This is a genomic window from Flavobacterium tructae, from assembly GCF_001853485.1.
Classification (GTDB): domain Bacteria; phylum Bacteroidota; class Bacteroidia; order Flavobacteriales; family Flavobacteriaceae; genus Flavobacterium; species Flavobacterium tructae.
Genome location: NZ_MIKE01000023.1, coordinates 90,421 through 115,524 on the forward strand (window position 1 = coordinate 90,421; position 25,104 = coordinate 115,524).

29 protein-coding genes are annotated in these 25,104 nt (G+C 36.5%); 25 read left to right on the forward strand and 4 right to left on the reverse strand.

The window, feature by feature from the left end; translation table 11 throughout:
- The first annotated feature begins 97 nt into the window (after window positions 1–97).
- The 7 genes from BHE19_RS11315 (at window position 98) to BHE19_RS11345 (ending at window position 4,525) form a co-directional block, all read left to right on the forward strand.
- A complete protein-coding gene (locus BHE19_RS11315) occupies window positions 98–844 on the forward strand; it encodes a DUF2314 domain-containing protein (protein WP_070907212.1) in 747 nt (248 codons plus the stop codon).
- Between the two features lie 149 nt (window positions 845–993).
- Complete coding sequence (locus BHE19_RS11320; RefSeq protein WP_070907213.1) at window positions 994–1,485, forward strand: TPM domain-containing protein; 492 nt, start codon at window positions 994–996, stop codon at window positions 1,483–1,485.
- Between the two features lie 202 nt (window positions 1,486–1,687).
- Complete coding sequence (locus tag BHE19_RS23080; protein WP_026109942.1) at window positions 1,688–1,873, forward strand: SymE family type I addiction module toxin; 186 nt, start codon at window positions 1,688–1,690, stop codon at window positions 1,871–1,873.
- Between the two features lie 136 nt (window positions 1,874–2,009).
- Window positions 2,010–2,918 (forward strand): arginase family protein, encoded by a 909-nt coding sequence (locus BHE19_RS11330; RefSeq protein ID WP_070907214.1) that lies wholly within the window; start codon window positions 2,010–2,012, stop codon window positions 2,916–2,918.
- 64 nt (window positions 2,919–2,982) lie between these two features.
- Entirely contained in the window at window positions 2,983–3,372 is a 390-nt protein-coding gene (locus BHE19_RS11335) for a DUF1801 domain-containing protein (protein WP_070907215.1), read from the forward strand.
- Window positions 3,373–3,437: 65 nt separating this feature from the next.
- Entirely contained in the window at window positions 3,438–4,097 is a 660-nt protein-coding gene (locus BHE19_RS11340) for a DUF2306 domain-containing protein (protein WP_070907216.1), read from the forward strand.
- On the forward strand, window positions 4,094–4,525 hold the full coding sequence (locus BHE19_RS11345; protein ID WP_070907217.1) for a GNAT family N-acetyltransferase: 432 nt from the start codon (window positions 4,094–4,096) through the stop codon (window positions 4,523–4,525). The genes BHE19_RS11340 and BHE19_RS11345 overlap by 4 nt, the downstream gene beginning before the upstream one ends.
- A 97-nt stretch (window positions 4,526–4,622) precedes the next feature.
- On the opposite strand, the gene BHE19_RS11350 is transcribed toward BHE19_RS11345, so the two are convergent.
- A complete protein-coding gene (locus BHE19_RS11350) occupies window positions 4,623–7,130 on the reverse strand; it encodes a M14 family zinc carboxypeptidase (protein WP_233431374.1) in 2,508 nt (835 codons plus the stop codon).
- 240 nt (window positions 7,131–7,370) lie between these two features.
- On the opposite strand from BHE19_RS11350, the gene BHE19_RS11355 reads away from it, so the two are divergent.
- From BHE19_RS11355 to BHE19_RS11410, 12 genes are all read left to right on the forward strand, one after another.
- Window positions 7,371–7,859 (forward strand): SRPBCC family protein, encoded by a 489-nt coding sequence (locus BHE19_RS11355; RefSeq protein ID WP_070907219.1) that lies wholly within the window; start codon window positions 7,371–7,373, stop codon window positions 7,857–7,859.
- Window positions 7,860–7,936: 77 nt separating this feature from the next.
- Window positions 7,937–8,359: a hypothetical protein gene (locus tag BHE19_RS11360; protein ID WP_070907220.1), complete on the forward strand. Its 423-nt coding sequence runs from the start codon at window positions 7,937–7,939 to the stop codon at window positions 8,357–8,359.
- A 19-nt stretch (window positions 8,360–8,378) separates the two neighbouring features.
- Window positions 8,379–9,059, forward strand: a complete 681-nt coding sequence (locus BHE19_RS11365) for an aspartate/glutamate racemase family protein (RefSeq protein ID WP_070907221.1) — start codon at window positions 8,379–8,381, stop codon at window positions 9,057–9,059.
- Window positions 9,060–9,128: 69 nt separating this feature from the next.
- Complete coding sequence (locus BHE19_RS11370) at window positions 9,129–9,497, forward strand: nuclear transport factor 2 family protein (RefSeq protein WP_070907222.1); 369 nt, start codon at window positions 9,129–9,131, stop codon at window positions 9,495–9,497.
- Between the two features lie 72 nt (window positions 9,498–9,569).
- Window positions 9,570–9,992, forward strand: a complete 423-nt coding sequence (locus BHE19_RS11375) for a DUF1801 domain-containing protein (protein WP_070907223.1) — start codon at window positions 9,570–9,572, stop codon at window positions 9,990–9,992.
- Window positions 9,993–9,994: 2 nt separating this feature from the next.
- Window positions 9,995–11,101, forward strand: a complete 1,107-nt coding sequence (locus BHE19_RS11380) for an MBL fold metallo-hydrolase (RefSeq protein ID WP_070907224.1) — start codon at window positions 9,995–9,997, stop codon at window positions 11,099–11,101.
- A gap of 28 nt (window positions 11,102–11,129) precedes the next feature.
- A complete protein-coding gene (locus BHE19_RS11385; RefSeq protein WP_070907225.1) occupies window positions 11,130–11,660 on the forward strand; it encodes a GNAT family N-acetyltransferase in 531 nt (176 codons plus the stop codon).
- Window positions 11,661–11,690: 30 nt separating this feature from the next.
- Window positions 11,691–12,218 carry a GNAT family N-acetyltransferase gene (locus BHE19_RS11390; protein WP_070907226.1) on the forward strand — a complete coding sequence of 176 codons (528 nt, stop codon included), beginning with the start codon at window positions 11,691–11,693 and terminating at the stop codon, window positions 12,216–12,218.
- On the forward strand, window positions 12,218–12,799 hold the full coding sequence (locus tag BHE19_RS11395; protein WP_083342525.1) for an LOG family protein: 582 nt from the start codon (window positions 12,218–12,220) through the stop codon (window positions 12,797–12,799). The genes BHE19_RS11390 and BHE19_RS11395 overlap by 1 nt, the downstream gene beginning before the upstream one ends.
- A gap of 113 nt (window positions 12,800–12,912) precedes the next feature.
- Window positions 12,913–13,419 (forward strand): anthrone oxygenase family protein, encoded by a 507-nt coding sequence (locus BHE19_RS11400; RefSeq protein ID WP_070907228.1) that lies wholly within the window; start codon window positions 12,913–12,915, stop codon window positions 13,417–13,419.
- A gap of 92 nt (window positions 13,420–13,511) precedes the next feature.
- The gene (locus BHE19_RS11405) at window positions 13,512–13,979 is read left to right on the forward strand and encodes an SRPBCC family protein (protein ID WP_070907229.1); all 468 of its coding nucleotides are present in this window, start codon (window positions 13,512–13,514) and stop codon (window positions 13,977–13,979) included.
- A gap of 49 nt (window positions 13,980–14,028) precedes the next feature.
- Window positions 14,029–14,397: an iron chaperone gene (locus BHE19_RS11410; protein ID WP_070907230.1), complete on the forward strand. Its 369-nt coding sequence runs from the start codon at window positions 14,029–14,031 to the stop codon at window positions 14,395–14,397.
- Window positions 14,398–14,583: 186 nt separating this feature from the next.
- Here BHE19_RS11410 and BHE19_RS11415 read toward each other — a convergent pair whose 3' ends face one another.
- Genes BHE19_RS11415 through BHE19_RS11425 form a run of 3 tightly spaced genes read right to left on the reverse strand, consistent with a single transcriptional unit; the run spans window position 14,584 to window position 17,897 of the window.
- On the reverse strand, window positions 14,584–14,946 hold the full coding sequence (locus tag BHE19_RS11415) for a VOC family protein (protein WP_070907231.1): 363 nt from the start codon (window positions 14,944–14,946) through the stop codon (window positions 14,584–14,586).
- A gap of 34 nt (window positions 14,947–14,980) precedes the next feature.
- Window positions 14,981–15,724: a DUF2625 domain-containing protein gene (locus BHE19_RS11420; protein ID WP_207544118.1), complete on the reverse strand. Its 744-nt coding sequence runs from the start codon at window positions 15,722–15,724 to the stop codon at window positions 14,981–14,983.
- Window positions 15,725–15,749: 25 nt separating this feature from the next.
- Entirely contained in the window at window positions 15,750–17,897 is a 2,148-nt protein-coding gene (locus tag BHE19_RS11425; protein WP_070907232.1) for a cation:proton antiporter, read from the reverse strand.
- A gap of 317 nt (window positions 17,898–18,214) precedes the next feature.
- Between BHE19_RS11425 and BHE19_RS11430 the strand changes: the two genes are divergently transcribed.
- The 6 genes from BHE19_RS11430 to BHE19_RS11455 all read left to right on the forward strand — a co-directional run bounded on the left by BHE19_RS11430 (window position 18,215) and on the right by BHE19_RS11455 (window position 25,042).
- A complete protein-coding gene (locus BHE19_RS11430; protein ID WP_070907233.1) occupies window positions 18,215–19,642 on the forward strand; it encodes an L-serine ammonia-lyase in 1,428 nt (475 codons plus the stop codon).
- Between the two features lie 89 nt (window positions 19,643–19,731).
- Window positions 19,732–20,931: an SH3 domain-containing protein gene (locus BHE19_RS11435; RefSeq protein ID WP_070907234.1), complete on the forward strand. Its 1,200-nt coding sequence runs from the start codon at window positions 19,732–19,734 to the stop codon at window positions 20,929–20,931.
- A 50-nt stretch (window positions 20,932–20,981) separates the two neighbouring features.
- Entirely contained in the window at window positions 20,982–21,800 is an 819-nt protein-coding gene (gene panB / locus BHE19_RS11440; protein ID WP_017496058.1) for a 3-methyl-2-oxobutanoate hydroxymethyltransferase, read from the forward strand.
- 231 nt (window positions 21,801–22,031) lie between these two features.
- The gene (locus BHE19_RS11445) at window positions 22,032–22,721 is read left to right on the forward strand and encodes an RluA family pseudouridine synthase (protein ID WP_070907235.1); all 690 of its coding nucleotides are present in this window, start codon (window positions 22,032–22,034) and stop codon (window positions 22,719–22,721) included.
- Between the two features lie 78 nt (window positions 22,722–22,799).
- On the forward strand, window positions 22,800–24,128 hold the full coding sequence (locus tag BHE19_RS11450; protein ID WP_070907236.1) for an aldehyde dehydrogenase: 1,329 nt from the start codon (window positions 22,800–22,802) through the stop codon (window positions 24,126–24,128).
- 125 nt (window positions 24,129–24,253) lie between these two features.
- Window positions 24,254–25,042: a hypothetical protein gene (locus BHE19_RS11455; RefSeq protein ID WP_070907237.1), complete on the forward strand. Its 789-nt coding sequence runs from the start codon at window positions 24,254–24,256 to the stop codon at window positions 25,040–25,042.
- Window positions 25,043–25,104: the final 62 nt, after the last annotated feature.

The window sequence follows — 25,104 nt, forward strand, 5'->3', positions numbered from 1 at the left end:
TTTTTTGATGATAAAAAAACCGATTTGCAAAACAAATCGGTTTTTTATTCGTTTTAAAATTTCTTAAAATTCTTTAAAAGCTATAAAATAATACACGATGGAAAACACACCTACCTTCTTTGCTGACGGAGAAAATCCAAAAATGATCGAAGCCTATCAAAAAGCACAGGAAACCTTTAAATATTTTTGGAGAGAATTATCGTGGGAATACCGCCGAATTGTTCCGGGACTTGACGTTGCCTGCGTAAAACTAGCCTTTACTCAGGAAATTGATGGTGAAACTGTAGTCGAACACATGTGGATTAACGATATCAATTTTGACGGTGATACCATTTATGGCATCTTAGTAAATCAGCCTAACGATTTAACCAATGTCAATAATGGCGATGAAGTACAAATTCCCGTAAATCAAATAAGCGATTGGCTATATGCGTCTCAGGGTAAAACCTACGGAGCCTTTACTATACATGCGATGCGTTCAGAAATGAGTGGAGAGGAAAGAGAAGATCATGACAATGCCTGGGGCTTAGAATTTGGAGATTACAACGATATTCTGGTTGTTTCAGATCAAAAAGAAAAACCGGAAAACCTCATTGAACACCCAATGAGCAAAAACATGAAAGAAAGCCTTATTGATTTTGTCAAAAATAATCCCGAAGAACTTAGCGCGACAGATGAGCTTGGTTATACTTTTTTACATCGCGAAACCATTGCAGGAAATAAAACCTCTGTGGAAGTTTTACTGGAATCGGGAGCAGACACAAAAGTTAAAACCAACAATGGCAAGACCGCCCTTGACTTTGCAAAACAACTCAACTGGGAACATTTAATTCCTTTGTTGTAGTTTTTAGTATCTAAAGTCCGATTTGTCTCAGCAAATCGGACTTTTTTTTTGAAATTTCTATGATAATAAATATTAATTTATAGTAACCATTAAGAGACCTTTTTTTAATAATAAAGCATTAATTTTGCGGCACCCAAAACAAATCTGCCATGAAAAAAATAGTGCTCGTAGTAACATTCGCTCTTCTTTTACCTGCAATGGTTATTGCGCAAACCAAAACCGAAACGCCTGATGTTTTTGCAAAATCTACTAATTATGTAAATGATTTTGAAAAAATCCTTACTTCAAGCCAAACTAAAAATCTGAGCGACTTTTTGAAAGCCGGTGAAACTAAAACTAAAACTAAAATTACTATTGTAACCCTCTCTTCAATAGCTCCATACACTAATCTTACGGATTATTCTTCAGACCTTGAACAGTATCTGGTTTCTAAACTAAAAATAGACTCCTCTATTTTAATCGTTTTAAGCAAGCAATTGAGACAAATTCATATTCAGGGTGTTAACAAACTGCGTCCAAAAATGAGCGATCAGGAAATTAAAGACATCGTATCAGCTTATGTACTTCCGGAACTAAAAAAAGGCGATTATTATAAAGCCTTACAGGAAGGTTCTATTCAGCTTATTAAAAAACTGGAGTAAAAAAAGTGCTCTTTATTGATTACTGCTTTCATCAGAAAAAAATAATAAATCCGACTTGTGAAACCAAACCGGATTTTTTTTTTGTACTCGTTTCTATAAAATTATGGATTGTCAATTTATAATATGACAACATTCTCCATAAATCAAAAGACATTTGTATTCTACAGGATATTCATTAAAAAAACATACAGATACAAGGAAAATGAAGAATTTAAGACGACTGAAAATTCATAGAAAGCATCAAGCGCGGGCTTACAGAAAAACCATAACGATTCCACAAATAATACTTGAAGGCAAATGGCTTGGCCGTCTTGGCTTCATGGCAGGACTGATGGTAAATGTAGAACAAAGGAAAAACAAATTGATAATTACTGTTCACAAGGAATGATTTTGCGAATAAAACTCTTCAATCAAATACATTTCAAAGCACTATTTTCCTTCAAAAAAAGACGGTACAAACTTGGCACTTTCCAACTTTTACACGCGATTATTTTTCATAACTTTATCACTAAATAAAAAGGGTCATGAAAGAAATATGCATTGTTGAATTTCCGTCGAATCTGGGTTTGAAAGAACCTCAACCCGGAAAAGAACCGGGCGTAAAAAACTTACCTGACTGGTTATGGAAACACCATCTTCATAAACTCATTCACCCTAAAAATAGTGTAAGACTTGATCCTCCAAAATATTCAAATAAGCGGGATCCTGAAACTCAAATTCTCAATAGCAATTCACTTATCGATTATGCCAGAGAGCAAGCTTATCTGTTAAACAATTTACTTTCTCAGAACAAATTTCCGTTTATCTTAGGCGGAGACTGCAGTATACTTTTAGGAACTGCTATAGCTTTAAAGCAAAAAGGGAATTACGGATTGTTTTATCTCGACGGACATACCGATTTTATGAATATTTCCTTGTCCGAAACCGGAGGCGTTGGCGGAATGGCAGCCTCGATAGTTACCGGAAACGGAGCAGACAAACTAACCAATATTCTAAATCTGCGTCCTTATATCAAAGAAGAAAATCTCTGGTGTGTGGGAAACCGTGAATATGATGATGCTTATGAAAATGAAATTCGCAACTCTTCTGCTACCTATGTTAGTCTGGACCACTTGCGAAACCAAGGTGTTTTGAAATGCGTACAATTGTTTCTTTCGGAAATAGAAAACAAGAATCTCGATGGTTTCTGGCTGCATATCGATGTCGATGTTTTAAATGACACTATAATGCCCTGCGTCGACAGCAGAACACCTGACGGACTTACTTATGCCGAATTTAATGAACTAACTTCAGTGCTTTTTCAGAGTAATTTATTAACCGGGCTTGAAATTACCATTTTAGATCCTGATCTCGATCCTACCGGACAATACACCAAAGAGTTTGTAAGTCACTTTTCGGCTACTTTTAATCAACATATTCATTTAGGCTCCTAAACCAAACTTATAAAAAACGTATTTTAGCTCATTACATCGATAAAACTTAAAACCTCTTATCATCATGAATACAGCCGTACAAGATTATAACAATGCACAAAGCAGCACTGATCAGGAAATCTGCAATCGGCTGGCTGCTTTAATCGACGAAAACTTTACGGATGCGGAGAATAAAATCTGGCACGCACATCCGGTTTGGTTTTTAGAGGGTAATCCTATTGTAGGCTACAGCAAACTAAAAAATGATGTTCGGTTATTATTTTGGAGCGGTCAGTCTTTTGATGAAGAACAACTTGCCAATGAAGGTTCTTTCAAAGCGGCAGAATTTCGCTATACCTCAACCGATCAGATTATCCCATCAGATGTAAAGCGCTGGCTTCAAAAAGCAAGAGAAATTCAGTGGGACTATAAAAACATTGTCAAGCGTAAGGGAGTTTTAATACGTCTGAAATAATTTAAAAAAGTATTAAATTCAATCTTTGAATTAAAAAGCAATCCTAAAAACTCTTTAAATTTTAAATGGAGAAAGAACAACTCATACAAATACTCATCTATTTTCATGCTCTGTTTGGCGGTATTGCACTTCTTTCAGGATCAATTTCGTTAGTATCTAAAAAAGGAAAAAGTATCCATAAAAAATCCGGAAAACTTTTTTACTACACTATGCTTTTGTCGGCTCTAACGGCTTTAATTATATCAAGCTTGCCTAAACATGAGAGTTCTTTTTTATTTTCAATTGGTCTGTTTAGCTCTTATTTCACTATAACAGGGTATCGGGCTTTGCAATTCAAAAACAAAAACATCAATTTAAAAACGGATAAAATTATCTCAGGAATAATGATCATCACGGGAATTTTAATGATTTTATACAATCCACTTATAAATCAAAAAATCAATATTGTCCTTACCGTGCTTGGTCTTGTCGGACTCCTTTTTTCAACCCGGGATTTTCTGCTATTCCAAAACAAAACTAATCTTCAAAAGGTCTGGCTGAAATTACATTTAGGAAAAATGATTGGCGGTTATATCTCCGCCACCACTGCTTTTATTGTAGTAAACCAATTTATTCCCAACATTTATGGATGGTTTATTCCGGGAACAATTGGCGGATTCTATATCGTTTATTGGATCAGAAAGCTCAATAAAAAACAAAATCAGGCTAAAATAAATTTAGAATGAAAATAACTCCGGCCGAAAAAACAGATTATGGCATCTTAAGAACCTTATTCCTGCAAGAAAGGCGATCTACTTTTTATTGGCTTGATCCGTCAGTATTTCAACTCAAAGATTTTGACTCCTTAACCAAAGGAGAAACAATTTTAATCGCGCGAATTGGTGAAACTGTCGTTGGATTTATTTCGATCTGGATGAAAAATTGTTTCATTCATCATTTATATGTAGATCAAGACCATCAAAGCAAAGGTATTGGAAGCGCTTTATTAAAAGCTGCCATTCAGATAACCGATTTGCCAATTACACTCAAATGCCTTGAAAACAATAGTAGAGCTGTTATTTTTTATCAGCAAAAAGGTTTCTCCATCAAAGAAAGAGGTTTATCAGAACACGGCCCCTATATTTTGTTTGAACTGACAGGGAGTATAAAATAAAACGCGAAAGAAAATATCAGCCGGGTATTTTTTGGACATCAAAAAAAAATCCGCTCTTCAAAAAGATTTGAAGAGCGGAAATAAAGCTTTTAGTTTCTTAACGAACTAGAAATAGAGCATTACTGAATAACAAAATTCCATTTTCCCAAAAACCTCTGAAAAGCGGGTTATCCATCATGTAAATTACAGTTCCATCTCCTCTTTTGTCCACAGCAAAACTTACCGTTTCGTTCAGTTTTTTTCTAATATCATTACCTACAAATCCATAGCTTAAATAATCTTTCGGAATGTACGCCACATTGATGGCCTTTTTTAGCAATGAGAATGATCTTTCGTTACTTTTAAGACTGAAATACGTATTTCCTAACCCGAAAGCCATTGGATAGGTTTTGTCGAGTTTATTTTCGATGATGGCACCGGGAATCGAACCCGAAATTTCTCTTCGCTCAGAACCTTCAAAGTCCAGAAAACGTTTTTTAAGTTCGATCTCTTTCTCTTCTTTTTCTGATTTTTCTTTATCTTCTTTACTTGCAAACAAACTCAGAGCATACCCGTCACGGTCCTGAAACAATGAAATTGCATTGGCCATGGCAATAACTTTTCCGCCATTTTTCACCCATTCATCGATTTGCTTTTTCTGATCTTCCCCCAGGTCATAGCTACCATCTGAGAGAATCAAAGTATTATAGTTGTACAATTTAACTCTGTTCAAATTTGCCGTTTCCACAATACTCACCGGATAAGCAACTGTTTCATCCAGATAGAACCATGTCGCTCCAAACTCGGTTGAAACTACTCCTTTTCCGGACAACATTAGTATTTTTGGCGCTTTAAGTAACGTAAAATTCTCCCCTCCGATATCTTTAGAATTAGTCGAAAATCCTGTACTTATAAAACTAAAATCGCTTTTGACTTTGATAATATTGCTGACTGTCTTTTCAAAATCAGTAATTTTTGGATTATCGGCTCTGCTGATAATTAATCCTCCCGGCTCGACCGTAACGGTTCCGAAAACTGCTTTTTTCATGGCCGAACGAACTTTAATTCCCGCCTGATGCAGCAAAGAAACAACCTGAGCCGACGTTCTGTTATTCCACGGAACATAAAAGGCGTAAACGGATTCCGGGATGTTTTTTTCTGCAGACTCGATTTTATTCTTTGTTTTAATCTGAACACTATTTTTAACCGCATAACCGTCAACACCATAAGCTAAAGGAAGTGCCCAGGCGGTAATGTCATACGATAAACTATCATTTAATTTCTGATTGGGTTCAAACAATACCTGTGTTAAAACCGATCTTGGCTGATCTGCTTTAATAATCAAATCATTAGTTTCAATTTTAAAACTCTCGTTCTTCTTAGTTTGATAATGAAATCCGGAGGCACTTCCGGAAGCATCCGCATAACTAAATTCAACATCATTCTTTTGAAGCAGCTCCACCAGCTGTTCCAGTTTAGGATTATTTTTCAAAACATACGTATTATAAACCCCTTTTGCTTTTTTACGGGCATTGATATGAAAATCCCTGAAACCTTTCAGCAATACTTCTTTCTGTGAAGCGGCACTTTCTACTACGGTCAAAACTGCTGCGGCATGCTGCGTCAAACGATCTTTTATGGTAACATTAGAGCCGTTTTCCATGGTTACTTCACGTCCTGCTCCTATTCCGCCTTTTTCAAGTGTAAGACCTACGGCGCCATTATAGGTTGGATACGTATCTCCGTAACTCGGATAAAACAAATCAAATCGTTCTCTGGTGTTGTACATCCAGTTTTCCTTGTCAAACTTCTGCGAGATATTTTTACCTAAAACCGTATAAAAATCCTTCTGATATTGTTCAATAAATTCATGCAGAGGTTCTGCCGCCGGTGGGAAAAAATAAGGAGAATTGTAACTCATTTCATGCACATCGGTATGTACCTGTGGCATCCATTGGTTGTACAATTTAATGCGCTGCTGCGATTCAATTTGTGTCTGCCATGCCCAGTCGCGGTTCAAATCAAAAAGATAATGATTGTATCTTCCACCCGGCCAGACTTCCATATGCTCTCTGTCATACAAACCCGGATGTGTTTTTTTTCCGGAGATTTCTCTCAGCCAGTTTCCATATCGGGAATAACCATCGGGATTGATGCACGGATCCAGAATCACAATGGTATTTTTGAGCCATTGTTTTGTGGCTTCATTTGAGGGATTCAAAAGTTCGTAGGCCACGGTTAAGGCACTTTCGGTTCCGGCAAACTCATTTCCATGAACATTAAAACTCAGCCAGACAATAATTTTATTTTCAACTCCACTCGTTTTTTTATCTGATAGTCCAATGGCGGCTAAATTATTGTTTCTGATTTGTTCCAGATTTGCCAAATTTTCGGGAGTCGAAATATAATAAACATTCAGATCCCGCTGTTCGTTAGTTGAGCCGTATTTTTGTTTTTTGATCGATTGCGATTGTTCCGTCAGGTATTTAAAATACTCTTCGACCTGATGGTAATAACTAATTTGTTTTCCATAATTCGGAATAAACTCTGAAGGTGCTTTTAATTGTGCAAAGGCAGAAAAAGAAATGGTTAACAGCAGAACTGCTACAAAGAATATTTTCTTCATAAATAATTTGGTTTTAGATGGTTGGTTAAAAATAACAATTAACTTCATCTCTTTTAGAAAATTAGGAGGAAAAGTTATGAGTTGTGAGTTATGAAATGTAAAATGCAAGCCGAAAACTCAACAATCTAATTATCTAATTGCCTAATTGTCTGATTCGCCCCTCAATTTTGTCTCTTCACACCCCTAACATACTGATAATTAAACCCTAAATTTGTGTTGTAACTTTTAAACCTTTACCAAATGAGTGCAACAAATTTCACCACAGTTATAATCGTAGACGAGTCTCCACAGAAAGTTTTTGATGCCGTTACGAATGTACGCGGTTGGTGGTCAGAAGAAATCGAAGGCAATAGTGCGAAACTAAACGATGAATTTGACTATCATTACGAAGATATCCATCTTTGTAAAGTAAAAATCACAGAAGTAATTCCGAATCAGAAAATAGTCTGGTTAGTGGAAAAAAATTACTTCAAGTTTACAGAAGATAAAACGGAATGGACGGGAACTCATCCTACTTTTGAAATTTCGGAAAAAGACGGCAAAACAGAACTTCGTTTTACTCATGTGGGTTTGGTACCGGAATATGAATGTTTTGAAATTTGCAGAGGCGCCTGGACCAATTATATCGGAAATAGTTTGCTTAAACTAATTACAATCGGAAAAGGAGAACCAAACGCAACCGGAAAACCACAAACAGAAAACGAAAAAAAACTTTCTGAAAAAGAATAAAAAACAAACCCGAAAGCATCATTTAATTACAATACCAACTATAATTTTCATACATTCGTTTTACTAAAACGATGACTATGAACCCTATTTTAAGAAATACATTAGCAGTTATAACAGGTCTTTTTGTTGGAAGTATTGTCAATATGGCTATCATATTAATGAGCAGTTCTGTCATTCCGCCTCCCCATGGTGCTGATGTCACAACTATGGAAGGACTAAAAGCAACTATGCATTTGTTTGAACCCAAACATTTTCTTTTTCCCTTTCTGGCGCACGCAATAGGTACGTTTGCAGGTGCGGGAACAACTGTTTTAATTGCAATCAGTAATAAAACAAAACTAGGACTGGTTATTGGTGCTTTCTTTTTACTTGGGGGAATTGTAAATGTGTGCTCATTGCCTTCACCGGTTTGGTTTACGATCACAGACCTTTTCTTTGCCTATATACCAACTGCTTATCTGGCAATAAAATTATTTGCAAAAAAAGATTCTAAATCGTAAAACTCCGCTTTATAAAATAATGAAGAAAATTGGGCTTGTGGGCGGAATCAGCTGGGTTTCTACCATAGATTACTACAAATTTATTAACGAAGGAGTAAATAAAAAATTAGGCGGACTTCAATTTGCGGAATGCCTGATTTATTCACTAAACTTTGGTGATGTACAGCAAAAAACATGGGCTCATTCCTATGAACTCTTATGGAATGCCTGCTTAAGTTTAAAAAACAGCGGTGTTGATGCTATCGTTTTGTGTGCAAACACGGCACATATGTTTGCCCGTGAAATCGAAAATGAAATTGGACTGCCCCTAATTCATATCGGAACGGAGACCGCAAAAGTCATTGTAAAAGAAAAAATCACAACCGTTGGACTTATAGGCACTTCATTTTCGATGGAAATGGATTTTTACAAAGATCGTCTTAAAAGTTTTGGGCTGAATGTCCTGATACCCGAAAAACAGGAAACGCGAAACTACATACAATATGTTTTAAAAGAAGAACTCGGAAGAGGAATTATCAATCCCGATTCGAGACAAAATTATATCCAAATTGCAAACGAACTTATTCAGCAAGGTGCCAAAGGTATCATTTTAGGATGTACCGAAATTCCGTTACTGTTAAATCAGTCTGATTTTTCTGTACCTGTTTTTGACACTACAAAAATACATTCTCAAGCTATCGTAGACTTTATACTATCTTAAAATTAAGCACTTAAGCCCGTTTAGTGCAATTAATTTCATAACTTAGTTAGCTCATTAAACTTAAATACCATGACTAAGAAAGAAATCGCCCGCGACTTTTTAAAACTCGCCGCAAACGGACATTCGCACGAAGCTTTTCGTCTTCATGCCGGCGAAAATTTCAAACATCACAATGCTTATTTTAAAGGAGATGCCGAAACGCTGATGTTGGCTATGGAAGAATCAACCCGAAAAAATCCCAATAAAACTTTAACTATTCATCATATTCTGGAAGATAAAGATCTGGTCGCCGTACATTCACACCTGAAACAGACTCCTTCTGACATTGGTTTTGCTGTCGTGCATATCCTTCGTTTTGAAGTGGATAAAATTGTAGAATTTTGGGATTTAGGACAATCCATTCCTACCGAAATGATTAATGAAAATGGGATGTTCTAAAAAAAACTTTATTCTTCCGAATTCAGATTCAAAAATCTAAAGATCAAAAGTAATGTCTTAAATCTGTAAAAAATGGCACAAAATAAAACTATAGAAACAGAAAACAGTGTTGCCGATTTTATCAACGCTGTCGAAGATACAACCAAAAAAAATGATGCCTTCGAACTGGTCAGGCTGATGCAGGAACAAACAGGTTTTGAAGCCAAAATGTGGGGACCAAGTATCATAGGTTTTGGAAGTTATCATTACAAATATGCCAGCGGCCGCGAAGGCGATGCCCCATTGGTGGCGTTTTCACCAAGAAAAGCCGCAATTTCACTTTATATGTACGCATCACCTGAAAAAAGAGAGGAGCTACTCTCCGAATTTGGAAAACACAAAGCCGAAAAAGGTTGTATCTATGTCAAGAAATTAAGCGATATTGACCTCGAAATTCTTAAAAAAATGATTTCCGTGTCAGTTGAGCACTTACAAGAACTATATCCCCCTCAATAAAAATGATTACACCTTTTCTAATTATAATTCTGATTTTAGGCATTACACTTTACTTCTTTCTACAGCATCCAAAGTTTGGTAAAGCACCTTCAGGAGAAAGATTGACATTGATTCAAAAATCACCTCAATTTAAAAATGGCAAATTCGAAAATCAAAACCATACACCGGAATTGGCTGAAGGTTATGGCTATCCACAAGTATTGTATGATTTTCTCCTTAAAAAAATAGACAGAAAGACTCCATCTGACGTAATCCCGTCCATCAAAACCAATTTACTGGAACTTTCGCCCGAAAAAGAGGTACTAATCTGGTTTGGACATTCTTCCTATTTCATCCAGCTTGAAGGGAAACGCTTTTTGATTGACCCCGTTTTCAGCGGTAATGCCTCCCCGATTCCCGGCACCACAAAAGCATTCAAAGGAACGGATATTTACACAGTTGATGATCTTCCGGAAATTGATTATTTACTGATCACGCACGATCACTATGACCATCTCGATTATGAAACCATTTTACAATTGAAGCCTAAAACCAAACATGTAATCTGTTCTCTTGGGGTAGGATCTCACTTTGAATTTTGGGGATTTCCAACTAAAAATATCATTGAAAAAGACTGGTTTGAAAAAATAGAACTCGATCAGAATTTAACACTTTACACTACTCCTTCAAGGCATTTTTCGGGCAGAAGTTTTAAACGATGCAACACGCTTTGGACGTCGTTTGTAGTAGAAACCAAAGATTTTAAAATGTATCTGGGTGGCGATAGTGGTTATGACACCCACTTTAAACAGATTGGCACTCAATTTGGTCCTTTTGACATCGCTCTAATTGACAACGGCCAATACAATCTCGCTTGGAAATACATTCATAATTTACCCGAAGATGTTATCAAAGCTATGAAAGATCTGAATGCCAAAAGAGTATTTCCGGTGCATTCTTCTAAGTTTTCATTGGCACCTCATTCCTGGGACGAACCTTTGAATAAAGTCACTGAATTAAATAATTTATCGGAAAATCCAGTTCCGTTGATTACTCCCATGATTGGAGAATTAGTAGAACTAAAAAATGAAAAACAGCAATTCCAACAGTGGTGGAAAGGCATAAAATAACCTGCATTCTTCAATTAATAAAATAAAAATGATTCCTTCAGCTTATACTCTGCGCAATGCCCTCCCTTCCGAATTTGAAGAAATTGGAAAATTACTCATTAGTGTTTATTCACAATTAGAAGGTTTTCCTAAAGAAAATGAGCAGCCCAACTATTATAAAATGCTGGCCAATATTGGCGATTTTACCCATCAGCCGCAAACCGACCTTTTAGTCGCTGCTGACGAAAACAATACAATTCTTGGTGCTGTAATCTATTTTAACGACATGAAAAACTACGGTTCGGGCGGAATTGCTACTCAGGAACAAAACGCAGCCGGGTTTCGATTACTGGGAGTTGCGCAAACTGCCCGCGGAAAAGGAATTGGTAAGCTTCTAACGCAGGAATGCATCCAAAAAGCGGCTAATAACAAACGTACTCAATTGATCATTCATTCGACTTTAGCCATGAAAACGGCCTGGGAAATGTATGAAAAATTGGGTTTCAAAAGATCCGAAGACTTAGACTTTATGCAAGGTGAACTCGCAGTATTTGGCTTTCGTTTACCACTTAATTCCTAAAACTAACGTGTTACTTAAAAAGTTCAAAAAATGAATACCTCTCTTTTAAATCTGCAGCCTGAAATTCTGGAAAATGATCTGGTTCAATTACTGCCGCTTCAGGAAAATGATTTTGAAAAATTATACAAAGTGGCTTCAGATCCTTTGATTTGGGAACAGCACCCGAATAAAAACCGTTATGAAAAAGAAGTTTTTCAAAATTTCTTTGAAGGTGCTATGGAAAGCAAAGGCGCTTTTCTGATCATCGATAAATCAACCGGAGAAATTGCCGGAAGCACCCGATTTTATGAATACGACCCTGAAAACAAAACTGTTTTTATTGGATATACCTTCTATGGAAGAAAATTTTGGGGCACCGGATTTAATACTCAGGTAAAAAAAATGATGCTGGATTATGCTTTTAGAGCAGTTGACAAAGTCCAGTTTCATATTGGAGCGGAAAATTACCGTTCGCAAAAAGCTATAGAAAAACTGGGTGCTATTAAAGTAGAAGAAATAAACGTTGCCTACTACAATGAACCATCGCGTCATAATTTTGTATACGAATTAAAAAAATAATGAAAAGAATAACTGTTTTCTGTGGTTCCAGTTTTGGAACCGACAAAATTTATAAAGAACAGGCAGCACTGCTTGGAAAAACTTTAGCCCAACAAAATATAGAATTGGTTTATGGCGGAGCAAATGTAGGCCTGATGGGCGCTGTGGCCGATGGTGTTCTGAACGAAGGCGGAAAAGCTATTGGTGTACTGCCAAACTTTTTAAGATCAAAAGAAATTGCCCATTTGAGTTTGACCGAATTAATCGTTGTGGAAAGCATGCACGAAAGAAAGACCAAAATGAATGATTTATGCGACGGTGTTATTGCATTACCGGGCGGTTTTGGAACTTTGGAAGAACTTTTTGAAATGCTGACCTGGGGACAATTAGGTCTGCATAAAAAACCAATCGGCATTCTGAACATCAATGGCTTTTATGATTCTCTGATTGAACTAACCAAAGTTATGGTAGAGAAAGGTTTATTAAAACCTGTCAATCAGGAAATGCTTCTGGTGAGCGATACTATTGAGGACTTATTACATCAAATGAGAAACTATGTTCCGCCAACCACCGGAAAATGGATTGATACAACACAATCCTAGTATCTGAAAAATAGTTGCGGAGAAATTCTTTTCAGACAAATCATAGTGCTTCCGGAACAAGTATCGGCTAATCAATAGTTCTAATTTTACAGTATTAACAAAAAACTAAAATCATGGATACTTTTATTGTGGATACTAAAACAATTACATTACTGTTGGCTACCTTATTTACAGGGCTTTTAGCCGGAATATTTTTAACCTGGGGCAACGCTGTAACTCCGGGAATTGGAAAACTGGATGACATCAATTATCTCAGAGCTTTTCAAAACATGAATCGCACCATACAGAATCCAGTGTTCTTTCTCGTCTTTTTTGGTTCTTTCCTGTTTTCTTTTGCAGCGGCTTATTTTAATAAATCAAATACGATTGTTTTAAGTCTGACGGTCGGTGCTGCGATTATCTATTTCACAGGTGTTATACTGGTTACTATTTTAGGAAATATTCCGCTTAACGAAATGCTTGATAAAACCGATCTGGTTCATACCTCAATTCAGGAGGCTGCCCTTTTACGAAGTAAATTTGAAGCAAAATGGAACAATCTCCACCTTTTCCGAATCGTGGCTTCCATAATTTCTTTTTTACTTTTGATCATTAGCTGTTTACTAAAAACTAAACCATAAATTTTATAAATTAGAAGTCGGGGAAAAATGAAATTGAAAGTTCTAAATTTCAGCTTTCACAAAACTCATTTCACATTTCACAATCAAAAAACATGAAAACAGAAAACAACCACTTCGCAAAAGCCGAAATGCTGATCAGAAAACCTGTCTCAGAAGTTTTTCAGGCGTTTACAGATCCGGAAATCACCAGTAAATTTTGGTTTACAAAAAGTTCAGGAAAACTAATCGCCGGAACAACAACCGAATGGACCTGGGAAATGTATGGATTCTCGTTAACGGTGACTACTCATAATTTAGAGGAAAATAAAAAAATTGTAATCGAATGGGGAGCCCCTAACGAAACCACCATAGTCGAATGGATCTTTAGTCCGTTAAACGAAAATGAAACCTTTGTCAGTATCACCAATTCAGGTTTAAAAGGAGATCCCGATAAAATCATCGATCAGGTTCGAAATTCTACCGAAGGTTTTACTTTGGTATTGGCCGGAGCCAAAGCTTATCTAGAACATAAAATCCAGCTGAATTTAGTTTTGGATCGATTCCCTAAAGGATTGGAATAAACAACCAAGAACCTGAAACCTGAAACTTTAAACAATTTAAGACCATCGCATGGAAACAAAGAAACCGGAAAACATTGATGAATATATTGGCAGTTTTCCAAATGATGTTCAGGAAATCTTAGAGAGGATTCGAATGACCATTCAGAATGCAGCTCCTGATGCCAAAGAAAAAATCAGTTATTCTATGCCGGCTTTTGAGCAAAACGGAATCGTAGTTTATTTTGCGGCTTTCAAAAATCATATTGGACTTTATGCTTTGCCCAGTGGACATGATGCTTTTAAAGAAGAACTGTCAAAATACAAATCAGGAAAAGGCTCTGTACAATTTCCTTTAAATCAGCCTATGCCCTATGATTTAATTACCGAAATTGTAAAATTCAGAGTAAAAGAAAATCTGAAAAAAGCAAAAACGAAATAATTCCGTCAAACGGCCGCCGGCTAATTTTACTTATTATAACTATCCGTGACTAATACTATGATCTTAAAATTAGCCACAGATTAGATAGATTTCCACAAATTTCTTTAGTAATTGTGCGTAAAATCAGTGCGAATCTGTAAAATCAGTGGCAAAAAATATTCTAGATAAACATTAAAGGCAGTCATATTACTTATTAAATTTCCCAAAATGCCACAAAACACCCGAAGGATCGTGTAAAAAACATTCACTTCCCCAATCCTGATGAACGATAGGTGTTAATTTTACTCCGTATTTTCCCGTTAAGTTAAGTGCTAAAAGCTGCTTGTAATAGTAATCGACATCTTCTACTTCTAAAAAAATCATGGTGTTTTCATTCCAGCTTTTATCGTAATAATCCTGAAGATAAAAGGACAAATCTCCCGCTTCAAAAACAGAAAATTTTGGATCTAAAACTCCTTCTTCAAAACCTAAATCCTGATAGAAACTTCTGGAAATCTCAAAATCTTTGGCTCCTATAAAAGGTCGGATCGATATTGCTTTGTGCTTCATAATTGCTCGTTTTAGAAGTTAAAAAAACAGGTTTCTATTTATCAAAACCCAATTGTTTTCGCAAGTCTAAATTCAGTCCGTATTGTTCCTGGACCGAAATTATTTTTCGTGAATTTTTATTAATATCGTTTCCTTCCGCCGTCCATAAAAAAGGGTAAAAGTTAAAGACTTCATCGCCTTTCAATTTTGATACTTCGGCTCTCCATCCATTCCATCTGTTGCCTTGATAGAACTTATCCAGATCATTATCAAAACAGAATCCTAAAAATTCAGAATACGTAATATCCAGCTGTTCGTACTCCAGATTATCAGGAGAGAAATAATACATTTTTCCAACATCACTTCCCAATCCTCCCCCGTTTAAAAGGTAGAAACCTCCAATAGCATCGTCGGCAACTAATAAAAAAGGCGCTGTTTCGCCAAAATCATTAAACGATTTCCCTTTGTTCCAATCCGGAAGTGTACGATTGAATTTTGCATTTCCTGAACCCAGAATTCTAATCCAGCCATCGTCGATCAAAAGACCTCCTGTATGGTACACAATAGCTCCCATTGGCGAGCGGGTGGTAACCTGAATTTTATACAAAACCTCTTTTGCTTTTAAGGCGTCAACCGGTAAAATTTCTACTTTATTTTTTGCTGTCTTAATCCATTCTTCGACCTGAGTCCATCCCGGGTCGACTTTATCTATAAGTTCTTCGGCTTTTTTCATTTTATTTTGCGCAGTTGCTGTAAGAGTTAAAAAGGTCAATACAATTAAAGGAAATTTTAGTACCATCTTAGAAAATTACAAATTATTTATTCTAGCCTTTTTTCAAAATATTACCCAAACCTCGACCAATTTGTTCTATTGCTTCCAGACCTTTTGTCAATGGTGTTGCAGTGAAATCATCGTAGGCATCCATTGCAGTCTCTTTACGGTCTTCTTGTCCATAAACCAAAATCAGGTTGTTATCACTAAATGATTTTTCAAATTTCTGCGGCAATCTGTCAAAAATCGATTGGTACGAAACGGATCCTTTTCTGGAGAAGTTAAAAACAATCAGATCTGTAGCTTTAATTTCATCTGAGATCGATTCAAAATCATCCCAGTTCAAAATACTTTTAAAAGCCAGTTTGGCATTTAATTTCAATTTAGTTGCAATTTGCACAATGGCCTCATGTGTTTTGTATTCAGCATAAATGACGATCGGAATACTTAATTCCTGAGATAATCGAGAGATCTTTTGCAGCAGCAGGTGAAATCCGACACCTCTTTCAGAAAAAGGAGGACAGATAAAAACCAGTCTTTTTTCCTCAATAAATGTTTTTTGAAACCTGCAGATGAACAAACATTTGTCTACATTATTGATGATCGAATCTACATTTTCACCGAAAATTTTATCCAAAAAACCGGTTTTTCTAGGCCATCCCACGATCACAATATCCGACATGATCTCTTTGGACGTTCTCGCAATTCCACTTGCCGGATTATGGTCGATTCTGGCAATCGTATTGATTTTTACTTCTGAAGCAGACCCCTGAATAACAAATTTATCAACAGCTTTTCGGTATTTTAAGATATTAATTTCAGCCTGATCGTTATTCGGTACAATCGTTAATAGCGTCACCGGATTAGATGATTTTTTATCTTTTATCAAAAGTGCGAAATCCAGCAAACTTTCCGTAGCCGACGTTTTGGCTAACGGAATCAGGATATGTTCGTCCAGAATCTGATCGCCATTGGCATCTTCATTTGAAACTTCTTCTTCGCAAATAGCAATCTTTTTAGCTGCTTTTTCTGTCGCGAAAGAGGCCACAATACAAGTAATCAGAATTAAAATAATTGTTCCGTTCAGGATATTTTCGTCTAAGATTTTTGCTTTAAATCCAACCAGAATAACGGCTAAAGTCGCAGCAGCATGTGCACTGCTCAATCCAAAAATAAGCTGTCTTTCGGTTTTGGTATATCTAAATACAATCTGCGTAAAAAAGGCCGCGATCCATTTTCCAAAAATAGCCACCACACTCAGAGTTCCTGCTACAATTAAAGCCGTTGGTCCGCTTAGGATCACGCTGATGTCTACCAGCATTCCCACTGAAATCAGGAAAAAAGGAATGAATAGTGAATTCCCGATAAACTCAATTCTGTTCATCAAAGCCGATGAATGCGGAATTAAAGGGTTTAATGCTAAACCGGCAACGAATGCTCCAATAATAGGCTCTACTCCCGCTACCTCTGCTAAAAACGCAGCAAAAAATACCACTGAAAGCACAAATATATAGTGGGCGTGTTTCTCACTTTCCAATTTTTTAAAGAACCACTTCGCTATCCTTGGAATAACCAAAAACATGATGGCCGAAAAAATGGCCAGTGAAACCGTCAATTTAATCCAGAAAGCCTGATTCAAACTTCCCTGACTGCTTCCCATAATCACTGCCAAAATAATCAAAACGGCAGTATCTGTTAAAATAGTTCCTCCAACTGTAATAGCCACTGCCTGATTTTTTGCGATTCCGAGTTTACTCACAATCGGGTACGCCACCAATGTGTGGGTGGCAAACATACTGGCTGTTAAAAAACTCGCATTAAAATCATATTTCAGCAGATAAAAACAAACCGGGAAACCAATCGTTAACGGAAAAATAAAGGTAAAAAAACCGAACAATAAACTCTTATTCCTATTGGCTTTAAACTCATTCATATCCAATTCCAGACCCGCAATAAACATGATATACAAAAGTCCGATTGTCGAAAACAAATCAACAGCAGAGTTCTTGGCCAGAATATTCAATCCGTGAGGTCCAATAATGACTCCTGAAATTATAAGTCCGATAATTCCCGGGATATTTATTTTTTTAAGTAAAATCGGTGACAAGAGGATGATGAAAAGGATCAAAGAAAAAATCAATACCGGATTACTGAGTGGTAATTCGAATTCTTGTAAAAAATGCCTGAAAAATTCTATCATAATGTAATTTTATCTTCTTAACAATATTTTAATTCTCCGCAGAAAAAAGCGCCAAAAGCAAAATAAAATCTCAGAAGTTATTATTTGTCGTTTCTTCGAAAAGCAGAAAAAACGGCTTCTTTAGTGATTGTTTCATTACAAAAATACCTAAAAAAATTGCGAACTTTCTACGAAAATGGCATATTAAGCAATTAATTTTGTTTCGTTGCCAAATTATTAATATTTAATATTTATTTTAACAAAACTGCAACATTAACAATAGAAAATTGAGCGGGATTGCATTATTCAATTATCTTTGTCTTAATAAAAATTGCACAATGGAAGAATGTATCTCTGTTTTTGATATGCTTAAAATTGGCGTTGGTCCCTCAAGTTCACATACTTTAGGGCCATGGAGAGCCGCTGAACGTTTTTTGGAAGAGCTGAAAAACGAATCAATTTTAGACCAGACTAAACGTGTAAAAGTCGATTTATACGGATCTCTTTCCTTAACCGGAAAAGGTCACGCTACCGATTTGTCGGTGATGCTGGGTTTAAGCGGGCAAGATCCCGAGTATATTCCGGTTGAAAACATTGCCGGAATTATTAAAAACATTGAAGAACAGCACGAAATTATTCTGGCTAACGAATATAAAATTCCGTTTTACTTTCTTCAGGACATTGTTTTCAATAAAGATTTCCTTCCTTTTCATGCTAATGGATTAAAATTTACAGCCTATAAAGCTGACGATTCTGAATATGAATCTACTTTTTATTCGATTGGAGGAGGATTTGTCGTTAAAGAAGAACGTACAAATGCTAAAATCAAAGAAGAGATCAAATGTGCCTTCCCTTTCCCGATTCAAAATGCTGTTGAGCTTTTAAATTATACAGTGACCGAAAACAAATCGATTTCTGAAATTGTTTATGAAAACGAAAAATCGATGCGTCCGGAAGCTGAAATTCACTCCGAATTAATGCGCGTTTGGCATACCATGTTAGAATGCATGTACATCGGCTGTCATTCAGAAGGAATTCTGCCGGGCGGTCTGAATGTTCGCAGACGTGCTTTTGACATGCATCAGAATTTAATCGGTTTATCTAACTACTCAGATCCGCAAAGCTGGCTGGAAGAAATCAGAAAAACGGAGGTTAAATTTCGTCAAATCCTGAAATGGGTGAGCTGTTTTGCACTTGCCGTGAATGAGGTAAATGCTTCTTTAGGCCGTGTAGTTACTGCTCCTACAAACGGAAGTGCAGGTGTAATCCCGGCTGTTTTGATGTATTATCTGGTAATTGAAAACCATAATGCAGGCGAAAAAGAAATCAAACAATTCCTAATGGTTGCCGGAGAAATTGGCAGTATCTTCAAGAAAGGATCAACCATTTCTGCCGCAATGGGAGGCTGTCAGGCCGAAATTGGTGTATCCTCATCAATGGCTGCAGCAGCACTTTGCGAATTAATGGGCGGATCTCCTGCTCAGGTTTTAATGGCTGCCGAAATTGCCATGGAACATCACTTAGGTCTTACCTGTGACCCAATTGGCGGTTTGGTTCAGATTCCGTGTATCGAAAGAAATACAATGGGAGCCATAAAAGCTATCAATGCGGCCGAACTGGCGCTTGAAACCGATTCTAAAAATGCAAAAGTGCCTTTAGACAAAGTGATCAATACCATGTGGCAAACTGCCAAAGACATGAATTCCAAATACAAAGAAACCTCTGAAGGCGGATTGGCCATTGCCGTAAACATGGCGGATTGCTAAAGAACATTTGCCACAGATTAAATGCGTTTGAATTAAGCTTATTGTAACTCTTTTTCAATCCTTTTAATCTGTGGCGAAAAAACTACTTCATGAAAAAGCACCTCTTACTTATAGCAATACTGTTTTGCTCTGCTCTGATTCATTCGCAAGAACGTTACTTTCTTAATTCTGATACTCGTCTCTATACTTCAACTACTACTGCAGGCGATTTTCTGGGTTATTTTAAATATGGAGCAGAAGTTCAGCTTCTTTCGGAAAATAAAAATGGCTGGTATAAAGTAAGATCTGATAATTTTTCTGAAGGTTATGTGCCTGAGCAATTTATTGCAAAAAGGTTAAACGCAAAAGATGTTCAAACAAAAGACCCCGAAAATCCAATCATTGAAGGTAACGACAATTACTATGGCAGCAGCCATCTTTTTGTTTTAGTCGCCGGTTTAAAAGCAAGAGCACTACCGGATAAAAACTCAAAAATCAGAGCCATTCTGTTCACCGGTGATCCTGTAGCGGTTAATTATCTTCCAAAAAACCCGGACGAATGGGTAAACATACAAGGTCATAGTGATCCTGAATACGCACAATTTACACTTGGAAAATTCCTTGGAAAAAGACCCGATTTTAATTCTTTACTCAAAGACTTTGATAAGCTGAATGTCAATGCCATCGCAGAACGCAAAACGATTGGCGAAAGAATTGTAGAATTGGCCTGGAACAGTGAAAATGCAAAACTGGCACCCGCTTATCAAAGATATTATGAAGTTGTAAAACAATTAAACGATCCAAAACTTCTGGCCGATACTGAACTCAATATCGCTATTGCCAAAGGATTAGCGAAAACCAAAAAACCGGAAGAAATTACCGCTTTCAGTAAAAAAGCTGAATTTCTTTTAAAAGGAGTAAAAACAAAATCACTCTTTTTTTCGCAAAAAGATTTAGTCAAAAACTTTGGAAAACCTACTAAAAAAGGAACGGTAAGCGACGAATGCGGTATTTACCTCAGCGAACTTTTTTACTACTATCCGGATTTTGAAGTTTCAGTAGATGAAAAACAAAATCAGGCTGAAATAACGAAGGTTTTTATCAACGAAAGCAACAAACTTGTTTTCAGTCCAACGGCTTCTCTCGATCACACTCTGACCGAAAAAGCATTTATTGAAAAATACGGGACTTATATCGGCGCTTCCATGAAAAACCCTCACCTGTACGCTATTCAACTGGAAGACAGCGAATTTAGAATAGAATTCAGAGACGGAAAATTATTTACGATTGAAATAATCTTCTATTGCTGATTTCAATCTATAATTATTCAATACTTTTACACATTCAAAAAAACTCAAAAATGTCAGTAGCAAAAAAAGATTATAAAAAGATCACCACAAAGTCATTAATCGAAATGAAAAGCAATGGAGAAAAAATCTCAATGCTTACCGCTTACGATTTTACAATGGCAAAAATTGTTGATACCGCAGGAATCGATGTTATTCTGGTAGGCGACTCTGCATCAAACGTTATGGCAGGTCATGAAACGACATTGCCTATTACTTTAGATCAAATGATTTACCATGCCTCGTCTGTAGTTCGCGCTGTAGACAGAGCCTTAGTAGTGGTGGATTTACCTTTCGGAAGTTACCAGTCAGATCCAAAAGAAGCTTTGCGCTCTGCGATCAGAATCATGAAAGAAAGCGGCGGACATGCTGTAAAACTTGAAGGAGGAAAAGAAATTAAAGAATCTATCAAAAAAATATTAAACGCAGGAATTCCGGTTATGGGACATTTGGGCTTAACACCTCAATCCATCTATAAATTCGGAACGTACAGCGTTCGTGCAAAAGAAGATGAAGAAGCCGAAAAATTAATTGAAGATGCTAAACTTCTCGAAAAAATTGGCTGTTTTGGTATTGTTTTAGAAAAAATCCCGGCACATTTAGCCGAGCAGGTTGCTAAAAGCATTTCAATTCCGGTAATCGGAATCGGAGCCGGCGGCGGTGTAGACGGGCAGGTTCTTGTAATTCATGATATGTTGGGAATGAACAACGAATTCAGCCCACGTTTCTTACGCCGTTATTTAAATTTATACGAAGAAATGACTCAGGCTATCAGCCAATATGCTGCCGACGTTAAATCTGCAGATTTTCCGAATTCGGGGGAACAATATTAATTTTTTTTTAAGATGCTAAGGCTCTGAGCTGCTAAGGTTCTAAGGCTTTTTTTTAAGATTCAAAGCTCCATAGGCTCAAAGGTTTCTTAATTCCATTAAATAAGCTATTATAATTATTTCTCGTAAAGACGTAAAGAATCAAATTTAAACTTTGCGCTTTTGCATCTTTGCGAGAAATACAAACACCACAGCTTCCAATCTAAAATCTAAGAAGTCTAAGAAAGTCCAAAAATGAAAGTCGTTTCCAACAAAAACAACCTCCAAATTCTTCACGAAGACAATCACATCATTGTGGTCAACAAACGTGTGGGTGATATTGTACAAGGAGATAAAACCGGGGATAAACCTTTATCTGATATTGTAAAAGAATATATCAAAGACAAATACAATAAACCCGGAGATGTTTTTCTGGGCGTTATTCATCGTCTGGACAGGCCTACGACGGGAATTGTTGTTTTTGCCAGAACCAGTAAAGCATTGTCACGCATGAACGAAATGTTCAGTAATCGTGAAACTCAAAAGACGTATTGGGCTGTTGTTAAAAATAAACCGCAACAAAACACTGCGAAGCTCGTTCATTACCTCAAAAGAAACGAGAAAAACAATACTTCAAAAGCACATTTAAAGGAAGTTCCGGACAGTAAACTGGCCAGTCTGGATTATACTGTTTTCAAAGAGCTTCAAAATTATGTGGCACTCGAAATCAATTTGCATACCGGTCGTCATCATCAGATTCGTGCCCAGCTGGCAGCGATTGGCTCTCCTATAAAAGGGGATTTAAAATATGGTTTTGACCGAAGTAATCCTGACGGCGGAATACATCTTCATGCCCGAAAATTAGTTTTTGTACATCCGGTTTCTAAAGAAAACCTCACGATAATCGCTCCTACTCCCGACGAGACCATTTGGAATGCACTATGATTTTATGATTTAATTGTTACAATTTCAAGTTTTATCAATTAACTTGCAGAAGCAAAAAAATCAATCGGATTATACACTATGGACTATAAAAACAACATTGCCTACAGGAAAGAAACGTTAAAGAAATTGTTGTACAACATTCAGAAAAGCGAGGATTTGATTGTAAAAGCTTTGTACGATGATTTTAAAAAACCTGAATTTGAAGCTGTTTTAACCGAAACCAATTATGTAATTTCGGATCTGAAGGATACTATTCGAAACATTAATAAATGGGCGAAACCAAAACGCGTTTTGCCATCTCTGCTCAATTTCCCTTCTACCGATTACATTTTTAAAGAACCTTACGGAAATGTTTTGGTAATTGCTCCCTGGAATTATCCGTTTCAATTGGCTTTATGTCCTTTAATTTCAGCTGTAGCCGCCGGAAACAGAGTGGTTTTAAAACCTTCAGAACTGACGCCTCACACCTCAGCAGTGATTGCTAAAATAATTGAGAAGACCTTTCACGTCAAACATGTTGAAGTTATTGAAGGAGGTGTTGAAGTTTCGAACCGATTACTGGCACAGCGCTGGGATTATATTTTCTTTACCGGAAGTGTTACTGTTGGAAAAATTGTAGCCAAAGCTGCTGCCGAAAATTTAACTCCCGTAACGTTGGAACTAGGCGGAAAAAACCCATGTATCATTGACGAAACTGCCAATTTAAAACTGGCGGCAAAACGAATCGTATGGGGGAAATTCATCAATGCCGGACAAACCTGTATTGCACCGGACTATATCCTGGTTCAGAAAAACATGAAAGTCAATTTTATTTCTTTTCTGATAGAAGAAATTCTAAAAGCTTACGGCAAAAAAATAGACAAATCTCCTGATTTTGCCCGCATCATCAACACCAAAAACTGGGTCCGACTAGACAGTATGATCGAACGCGAAAAGGTTATTTTTGGAGGAGAAACAGATGCTGAAAAAAACTATATCTCTCCTACTTTAATTGAAGAACCCGCTTTGGACAGTCCGGTCATGAAGGAAGAAATATTTGGTCCTATCCTTCCTATTCTGACTTACGAAACAGAGGCTGACATACACAACGTGATCAGTCGTTATGAAAAACCTCTTGCCTTTTATGTTTTCAGTGAAAATAAAAATTTTGCTAAAAAACTAATTACTTCCCATTCTTTTGGAGGAGGCTGTATTAATGATACTGTCGTTCATTTCTCAAACAAAAGATTACCATTCGGAGGAGTTGGTCATAGCGGTATTGGTGCTTATCACGGACAATTGAGCTTTGATATTTTTTCGCATCACAAAGCGGTCGTAAAAAAAGGAAACTGGCTTGATTTACCTATGCGTTATGCTCCTTACAAAGACAAACTGATATCCCTGAAACGTTTACTGAACTGGTTGTAATCTGTAAAAAAACAATTTCGCAATGTTTTCCAGATTTTCATATCAAATTGATTAAAAATATTATATTTACGGCGCATTAATTATTTAAAATTTCGTCGATATAAAATAATTCTACTCCAATAAAAATGAAATCTACATTCGATCAGATCAAAGACATTAAAAATCATGGGTATACCTTAGATTTTTCAACTGTTTTCAATCATGCTTTTGAAAATTACAAGAAAATAGCCGTCTATGCCGGATTAATGCTATTGGTTTTTTCAGTATTCTTTGGTGCTATTGTTTATCTCATACTAGTTGCATTTTTTGGCATCGACAAATTAACGAATGCAAACTTCCTGAACATACAGCCTCAAAATCTGTCTCAAATTTATCTAGTCCTTTATATTATTGGAACAGCCTTCGTATCGGCAATTATGAGTCCTTTTACGGCAGGTTTTTTAAAAATGGCCGATTGTGCAGAAAAAGATCAGGAATTTAATGTCTCTACAATATTTTCCTATTACAAAAGCCGCCATTTCGCACAAATTTTTGCAGCAACATTTTTGATTTCATTGTTTAGCGTTATCGTTACGACCTTTTTAGAAGTTCTAAAATTAAATGCCGTAGGATTAGTTTTCTCACTGACATTATCTTTTTTTACCTTCTTAACCATTCCACTAATCGTATTTGGAAACTTAAAAGCCATTGATGCCATTAAATCAAGTCTCATCTTGATAAGCAAACAGCCTTTAATATTATTAGGACTTATAATTACTATAGTTGGCGCTATACTAGTTGGTCTTTGTGCATTTTGTATTGGAGTACTTTTTACGATCCCTTTTAGCTATTCCATGACTTATGCCATATATTGTGCTATTATAAAAACGGATAAAGAAGATCCTATTGACTCTATCGGTCAGTCTGATTTTTAAAAAATATAAAATTTCAGCTAAAAAAGAGTCTAACCTGCTCTGTTGAAATTTTCAAAATAAAA

Coding starts and splice junctions, on each gene's coding strand:
- BHE19_RS11315 (WP_070907212.1), top strand. CDS start 98: ATGGAAAACACACCTACCTTCTTTGCTGACGGAGAAAATCCAAAAATG.
- BHE19_RS11320 (WP_070907213.1), top strand. CDS start 994: ATGAAAAAAATAGTGCTCGTAGTAACATTCGCTCTTCTTTTACCTGCA.
- BHE19_RS23080 (WP_026109942.1), top strand. CDS start 1,688: ATGAAGAATTTAAGACGACTGAAAATTCATAGAAAGCATCAAGCGCGG.
- BHE19_RS11330 (WP_070907214.1), top strand. CDS start 2,010: ATGAAAGAAATATGCATTGTTGAATTTCCGTCGAATCTGGGTTTGAAA.
- BHE19_RS11335 (WP_070907215.1), top strand. CDS start 2,983: ATGAATACAGCCGTACAAGATTATAACAATGCACAAAGCAGCACTGAT.
- BHE19_RS11340 (WP_070907216.1), top strand. CDS start 3,438: ATGGAGAAAGAACAACTCATACAAATACTCATCTATTTTCATGCTCTG.
- BHE19_RS11345 (WP_070907217.1), top strand. CDS start 4,094: ATGAAAATAACTCCGGCCGAAAAAACAGATTATGGCATCTTAAGAACC.
- BHE19_RS11350 (WP_233431374.1), bottom strand. CDS start 7,130: ATGAAGAAAATATTCTTTGTAGCAGTTCTGCTGTTAACCATTTCTTTT.
- BHE19_RS11355 (WP_070907219.1), top strand. CDS start 7,371: ATGAGTGCAACAAATTTCACCACAGTTATAATCGTAGACGAGTCTCCA.
- BHE19_RS11360 (WP_070907220.1), top strand. CDS start 7,937: ATGAACCCTATTTTAAGAAATACATTAGCAGTTATAACAGGTCTTTTT.
- BHE19_RS11365 (WP_070907221.1), top strand. CDS start 8,379: ATGAAGAAAATTGGGCTTGTGGGCGGAATCAGCTGGGTTTCTACCATA.
- BHE19_RS11370 (WP_070907222.1), top strand. CDS start 9,129: ATGACTAAGAAAGAAATCGCCCGCGACTTTTTAAAACTCGCCGCAAAC.
- BHE19_RS11375 (WP_070907223.1), top strand. CDS start 9,570: ATGGCACAAAATAAAACTATAGAAACAGAAAACAGTGTTGCCGATTTT.
- BHE19_RS11380 (WP_070907224.1), top strand. CDS start 9,995: ATGATTACACCTTTTCTAATTATAATTCTGATTTTAGGCATTACACTT.
- BHE19_RS11385 (WP_070907225.1), top strand. CDS start 11,130: ATGATTCCTTCAGCTTATACTCTGCGCAATGCCCTCCCTTCCGAATTT.
- BHE19_RS11390 (WP_070907226.1), top strand. CDS start 11,691: ATGAATACCTCTCTTTTAAATCTGCAGCCTGAAATTCTGGAAAATGAT.
- BHE19_RS11395 (WP_083342525.1), top strand. CDS start 12,218: ATGAAAAGAATAACTGTTTTCTGTGGTTCCAGTTTTGGAACCGACAAA.
- BHE19_RS11400 (WP_070907228.1), top strand. CDS start 12,913: ATGGATACTTTTATTGTGGATACTAAAACAATTACATTACTGTTGGCT.
- BHE19_RS11405 (WP_070907229.1), top strand. CDS start 13,512: ATGAAAACAGAAAACAACCACTTCGCAAAAGCCGAAATGCTGATCAGA.
- BHE19_RS11410 (WP_070907230.1), top strand. CDS start 14,029: ATGGAAACAAAGAAACCGGAAAACATTGATGAATATATTGGCAGTTTT.
- BHE19_RS11415 (WP_070907231.1), bottom strand. CDS start 14,946: ATGAAGCACAAAGCAATATCGATCCGACCTTTTATAGGAGCCAAAGAT.
- BHE19_RS11420 (WP_207544118.1), bottom strand. CDS start 15,724: ATGGTACTAAAATTTCCTTTAATTGTATTGACCTTTTTAACTCTTACA.
- BHE19_RS11425 (WP_070907232.1), bottom strand. CDS start 17,897: ATGATAGAATTTTTCAGGCATTTTTTACAAGAATTCGAATTACCACTC.
- BHE19_RS11430 (WP_070907233.1), top strand. CDS start 18,215: ATGGAAGAATGTATCTCTGTTTTTGATATGCTTAAAATTGGCGTTGGT.
- BHE19_RS11435 (WP_070907234.1), top strand. CDS start 19,732: ATGAAAAAGCACCTCTTACTTATAGCAATACTGTTTTGCTCTGCTCTG.
- panB (WP_017496058.1), top strand. CDS start 20,982: ATGTCAGTAGCAAAAAAAGATTATAAAAAGATCACCACAAAGTCATTA.
- BHE19_RS11445 (WP_070907235.1), top strand. CDS start 22,032: ATGAAAGTCGTTTCCAACAAAAACAACCTCCAAATTCTTCACGAAGAC.
- BHE19_RS11450 (WP_070907236.1), top strand. CDS start 22,800: ATGGACTATAAAAACAACATTGCCTACAGGAAAGAAACGTTAAAGAAA.
- BHE19_RS11455 (WP_070907237.1), top strand. CDS start 24,254: ATGAAATCTACATTCGATCAGATCAAAGACATTAAAAATCATGGGTAT.